This is a genomic window from Streptomyces sp. IBSBF 2435 (assembly GCF_036815005.1).
Classification (GTDB): domain Bacteria; phylum Actinomycetota; class Actinomycetes; order Streptomycetales; family Streptomycetaceae; genus Actinacidiphila.
In genome coordinates this window covers 45,836-51,873 of record NZ_JAJSYW010000015.1, presented here as the reverse complement: position 1 = coordinate 51,873, position 6,038 = coordinate 45,836, and the positions used below count along the sequence as shown (strand labels likewise).

3 protein-coding genes and 1 pseudogene are annotated in these 6,038 nt (G+C 72.9%); all 4 read left to right on the top strand.

Features of this window, described 5'->3' with window-relative positions:
* Positions 1-863, top strand: a pseudogene (locus tag V7E46_RS05220) (AfsR/SARP family transcriptional regulator); the annotation flags it as partial.
* A gap of 294 nt (positions 864-1,157) precedes the next feature.
* Entirely contained in the window at positions 1,158-1,424 is a 267-nt protein-coding gene (locus V7E46_RS05215) for an acyl carrier protein (protein ID WP_333767298.1), read from the top strand.
* 88 nt (positions 1,425-1,512) lie between these two features.
* Positions 1,513-2,322, top strand: a complete 810-nt coding sequence (locus V7E46_RS05210; protein WP_333767297.1) for a thioesterase — start codon at positions 1,513-1,515, stop codon at positions 2,320-2,322.
* A 145-nt stretch (positions 2,323-2,467) separates the two neighbouring features.
* On the top strand, positions 2,468-6,038 hold a 3,571-nt coding region (locus tag V7E46_RS05205; protein ID WP_333767296.1), incomplete at its 3' end, for a beta-ketoacyl synthase N-terminal-like domain-containing protein.

Sequence of the window (6,038 nt, the reverse complement as noted above, 5' to 3'; positions counted from 1 at the left end):
CCATGGCCCCGCCCGCCCAGATCCCCCCCGCGGTCCGGCCGTTCGTCGGCCGCCAAGCGGAGAAGGCCGAGCTGGACCGGCTGCTCGCGCGTGAGCGCACGGACTACTCATCGGTGCCCGTCGCCTCCGTCTACGGCCCGCCAGGGCGCGGCAAGACCGCCCTGGCCGTGCACTGGGCGCACGAGACCCGCGACTGGTTTCCCGACGGGCAGCTGTACGCCGACCTGCGCGGCGGGGACACCTCGTCCGGCCAACCCCTGACCCCGCTGAGCGTGCTCGGGAGTTTCCTGTGCGCGCTCGGGGTGGCCGAGGACCGGATTCCCGCCGGGCTGGCGGAGTGCTCCGCGCTGTTCCGCACCCTGCTCGCCGGCCGGCACGTCCTGGTGCTGCTGGACGACGCGGAGACCTCCGAGCAGGTCAGACCGCTGTTGCCGGGCACCTCCGGCAATCTGGTGCTCGTCACCAGCCGGCATCCGCTTCCCGATCTGGTGGTGCGCAACGGTGCGAAGCCGTTGGAGCTCGACGCGCTGTCGGTCGCGGAGGCGCGCGAGATGCTCGACGCCCTCCTCGGCGCCTCGCGCACTGCGGCGGAGCCCGCGGCCGCGGCCGCGCTGGCCGAAGCGTGCGGCCGCCGGCCGTCGGCACTGCGGCGGGCGGCCGCCCAACTCGCCGCCCGGCCGCACACCTCGATCCAGGACTGGGTGCGCACCATGGCAGAAAGACAGGTGCCGGCGCCGCCGCGGCGCAAGCCGCCCCGCCCCGACGGCGACTCCGGCCGCGCGGCGGCCGGTCAGGCAGCCGACCGGCCCCGGCAGCGGCCGACGGGCGCTGACAGATTCGCTGACATACACGCGAGAAGCTGACAGCGGAACCCGCGGCTCCTAGGCCTCGGGGTATTGCCCCAGCTCAGCGAGGGCAGTTGTTTTCCACGCGCGCCGAATGATTTTGCAAGCGGGCCAGGCGGCGTCTATTCCGGTTCTCGGCCGGTTGCCCGGAAGCAGACCTCCCGCCTACTGTCCCGAACTGAAGGCGCATCCCGAATTCGGCTGCGGAGCAGTGTGAACCACCGGAACGCGTCGCTGGGGTCCGGCACATTCCGCGGTTCCCGGCCGAGTGCGCCGACCATCGGGAGACACAAGTCGTCGGAAGGAAATGGAATGGGGAACATCTCGACCCAGGAAGCCCAGGACTGGCTGATCGAAAAGGTTGCCCACCGCCTGGGAGTGGAGCCTTCCACGGTTCCGCCTGACCAGTACTTCGATGAGCTCGACCTGGACAGCACCGAGGCGCTGATCCTCGCCGGCGAGATGGAGAACTGGCTGGGATTCGAACTGCAGACGACGGCGCTGTGGTATCACCCCACCATCAAGGACCTGGCGGCCCACCTTGCCGAGGAGGTCGCGCAGCGTGCCACCTCGGCCTAGAGCCGGCGCCCGCCGCGGACCGGCTTCCCGTCCGGAAGCACCGCCGATCATCCGGCGGCACCGGCCCACCGCACCCGGGGGGCACACCGTGTACGCCGTCCACCCCGGCGCGCTGCCCTCGGACGTGTGGGGCGGGATCACCGACGCGCTGCCCGGCGGTACCGGGTTCGCCGTGCTCGACCTGGCCGGCGTTCCCGAGTACTTCGAGGCGGCCCTGTCCGGCGGCCGCGGCGACCTGACGGTCGCCTCGCTCGTCGGCCAGCTCCTCATCGAGCTCCGCGCCGACCGGGCGGCCCAACCCGCTGCCGGCCGGACGACGTTCGCCGGGTGGTCCTTCGGCGGCGTCCTCATGCAGTCGATGACCGAGGCACTGGAACCCGCTGAACTCCCCGACCGGCTGGTGCTCCTCGACAGTATCGCCCCGACCGACGCCTACCAGCAGGCCGACGACTCGCTCGAAGCGCCGATGCTCCTGCGCTGGTTCACGATGTACCTCGGCGCCAAGCGCAACCGCACGATCTCGCTCGACCCCGACGACACCGCGGGACTCGACCTCGACACCGGGCTGGTCCGCATCCTTGACGCGGCTGTCGGCTGCGGTGCGCTGGCCGAGGGCACCCCGCTGCCCGGCCTGCGGAAGCTCTACGACACCTACGTCGACGGGCTGCTGCGCAACAACCGGCTGACCGCCACCCACCATCCGGTTCCCTCGTCCGTGCCGCTGGCCCTGATCAAGGCCGAGGACAGCCTCATCCCGGGCGACGACGCGCTCGGCTGGCAGGAGCTGGCCCCGCGCGGCCTCGACCTGTGCCGGCCCACTCCTGGCGACCACTACACGATGCTGATCCGCCCCGACGCCGCGGCGGCCATCGCCGGAGTGATCGAACCGTCCCGCTGACTCGCCGGTCCCCACCGGACGACCCGCCGGCCGACCCACGCCTGCCTCCGCCTCCGCCCCCACCTGCCGGAGCGCCGGGCGGCGTCGCGCCGGGCGGATATCGCCACGGAAGATCCCGTTCGTCCAGATCCCAGAGAGGCTCGCCGTGAACTCTTCGCAGGAATCCGCGCTCGACCGTCGGCTCGCCCGTGACCCCATCGCCATCGTCGGCCTCTCCGCGCTCTACCCGAAGTCCCGCGACCTGAGCGAATTCTGGGCGAACGTCGCCTCGGCCGCCGACTGCATCGACGACGTGCCCGCCACCCACTGGGACGTCGACGAGTTCTACGACCCGGACCCGTCGGTGCCCGACAAGACGTACGCCCGGCGCGGCGGCTTCATTCCCGACGTGGCCTTCAACCCCATGGAGTTCGGCCTGCCGCCGAACACGCTGGAGGTCACCGACGTCCTCCAGCTGCTGAGCCTGGTGGTCGCCCGCGACCTGCTCAAGGACGCCGGCGCCGACAAGCCCTGGTACGACGCCTCGCGCACCGGCGTCATCCTCGGCATCACCGGCGCCAACCAGCTCACCCAGCCGCTCACCGCCCGGCTGCAGACCCCGGTGCTCAAGGAGGTCGTCCGCAGCTGCGGGCTCTCCGAGGAGGACGCCGACGAGATCGCCGCCAAGTTCCGCCTGGCCTACGCCCCGTGGGAGGAGAACTCCTTCCCGGGCATGCTCGGCAACGTGGTCGCCGGCCGGATCGCCAACCGCCTCGACCTGGGCGGCACCAACATGACGATCGACGCCGCCTGCGCCAGTTCGCTGGGCGCTGTCAAGGCCGCGGTCAGCGAACTGCTCGAAGGCCGCGCCGACACCATGCTGGTGGGCGGCTGCGACGCCGAGAACACCATCTTCATGTACATGTGCTTCAGCAAGACCCCGGCGCTGTCCAAGGGCGGCCGGATCCGTCCGTTCGACAAGAACGCCGACGGCACCCTGATCGGCGAGGGCATCGGCATGCTCGCGCTGCGCCGGCTCTCCGACGCCGAGCGGGACGGCAACCAGGTCTACGCGGTTCTGCGGGGCCTGGGAACCTCCAGCGACGGCCGGTTCAAGTCCATCTACGCGCCCCGCAAGGAAGGCCAGATGGTCGCCCTGCACCGGGCGTACCACGACGCCGACTGCTCGCCTGCGAGTGTCGAGCTGTTCGAGGCACACGGCACCGGCACCGCGGTCGGCGACGCCACCGAACTGAGCGCGCTCGCCGCGGTCGTCGGCGGGGCCACCGACGCCCGCGCGTACGCCGCGGTCGGCAGCGTGAAGTCCCAGATCGGCCACACCAAGGCCGCCGCCGGCGCGGCCGGCATGATCAAGCTGGCGCTCTCGCTGCACCACAAGGTGCTGCCGCCCACCATCAACGTCGACGAGCCCAATCCGACAATCGACTTCGAGAACGGCCCGTTCTACGTCAACACCGAACTGCGGCCGTGGATCCGCGACCCTCGGCTGGGCCTTCGCCGCGCGGCCATCTCCTCGTTCGGCTTCGGCGGCACCAACTTCCACTTCGTGATGGAGGAGTACGGTGACGGCGCCGACCTGGAGGTCATGTTCCCGGTCGCCTCGGTGCACCTGTGGCACGCGCCCGACACCGCCGCGCTGACCGCCGCCCTGGACAGCGGCGCCCGCGCCGAGGGCGGCCCGGCACCTGCCGGCCACGCGCGGGTCGCGCTGGTGGCCAGGACCGAGGAGGAACTGGCCGCGCTGCGCCAGGTGGCGCTCGGCGAGCTGCGCTCCCGCCCCGAGGCCGACTCGTGGACGCACCCCAAAGGCGTGTACTTCCGGCGCCGCGCCGAGCAGGACGGCAAGGTCGCCGCGCTCTTCGCCGGCCAGGGCAGCCAGTACGTCAACCCGGGCAGGACCGCCGTGCTGGCGCTGCCGCCGCTGAGGGCGGCCTTCGACGAGGTCAACCAGCAGTTCGAGGACGCGCGGCTGCTGTCCCGGATCGCCTTCCCGCCGCCGTCGTTCGACGACGCCGGGCGGCAGACGCAGGAGGCCGAGCTGCGCGAGACCGTACACGCGCAGCCCGCGATCGGCGCGCTGTCGGTGGGCCAGTTCCGCTACCTGACCGAACTCGGTTTCGCCGCCGAGGGGTTCCTCGGGCACAGCTTCGGTGAGCTGACCGCGCTGTGGGCGGCCGGCGCGCTCGACAGCGGCGCCTACTTCGCGCTCGCACGGGCCCGCGGCGCCGCGATGGCTCCCCCCGCGGACCCCGGCTTCGACGCCGGAGCGATGGCCGCGGTGGCCGCCGACGAGGAGCGCGTGGCCGAACTGCTCGCCGCGCGGGACGGGCTGGTCATCTGCAACCGCAACGCGCCGGATCAGATCGTGGTCGGCGGCGCCACGGCGGAGATCGACCGGCTGGTGGCAGCGGCGAAGGAGGCCGGGCTCCGCGCGTCGCGGCTGCCGGTGTCCGCGGCCTTCCACACGCCTCATGTCGCCCACGCGGTGGCGGAGTTCGGCGGCCACGTGCGGGCGGCCGGGATGCGCGAGCCGCGCGGCCTTGTGCTGCCCAACACCCGCGGTGCGGTCTACGGCGCCGACCTCGACGCCAACCGCCGGGTCCTGACCGAGCAGCTGATCCACCCGGTGGACTTCGCCGCCCGGGTGGAGGAGCTGTACGGCGCCGGGTTCAGGGTCTTCGTGGAGTTCGGTCCCGGCTCGGTGCTCACCCAGCTCGTACGGCGTGTACTCGGCGACCGTGCCCACACCGCGATCTCACTCGACGGCGGTGCGAAGCGCGACGCGGAGCTGACCCTCAAGCAGGCGGTGGCGCAACTCGCCGTCCTCGGCGTGCCGATCGCCACCGCGGACCGCTACGTCGCGCAGCCGCGGCGCAGCGAGCCCGCCAAGGGCATGACGATCTCGCTCAACGGCATCAACTACGTGTCGCCGCAGCGCAAAGCGGCGTACCGGGACGCGATCGACAGCGGCTACCGGGTGCCGGCTCCGGCCGCTGCCGCCGTGACCCTCGGTGCCGCTCCGGCGAGCGCGCCGCGGCCCGCTCCCGTATCGGCTCCGGCTCCGGCCGCGGCCCGGGTTCCCACCGCCGCGACCGCCGTTGCCGTAGTGCCCTCCACCCGGCCCGCCACGCTCGCACTTCCGGCCCCCGCGCCCGTCGCGACCGCTCCCGTACCTGCCGCTGCCCCTGCCCCTGCCCCTGCCGTCCTGGAGACAGCTCCCGTGGACAATGACCGCCTGGCCGATCTGATGGCCGATCACCTCGAACTGCACGACGACTACCTGAACGGCCAGTTGCAGAGCGCGGAGCGGCTCGTCCGGCTGCTGGAGCGCGCCGACGAGCAGGGCCGGGTGAACCAGGTGATCGCCGGCGTCACCGCCGTGAAGGAGCACGGCCTGGCCATCGGCCGCACGCACCTGCGGGCCAACGAGATCCTGCGCGACCTCGCCGGGCTGGAACTGGGTACGGCCGCCCCGGCTCCCGCCGCCGTGCCCGCGCCGACGGCCGCCTCGGCGCTCACCGCGCCCGCGCCCGTCGCGTATGTCGAGCAGGCGCCCCCGGCCGTCCCCGCGCCCGTCCCCGCGCCCGGGATCGCTGTCGAGGCTCCCGCCGCCGTCGCGGCGGTGGCACCGCCCCCCGTGGCCCCTGCCCCGGTCCCCGCCGCTGTGGTTGCGTCGGGTGTGGACGCGGGTGCGGTGGAGTCGGCGTTGTTGGGTG

Coding starts and splice junctions, on each gene's coding strand:
- V7E46_RS05215 (WP_333767298.1), top strand. CDS start 1,158: ATGGGGAACATCTCGACCCAGGAAGCCCAGGACTGGCTGATCGAAAAG.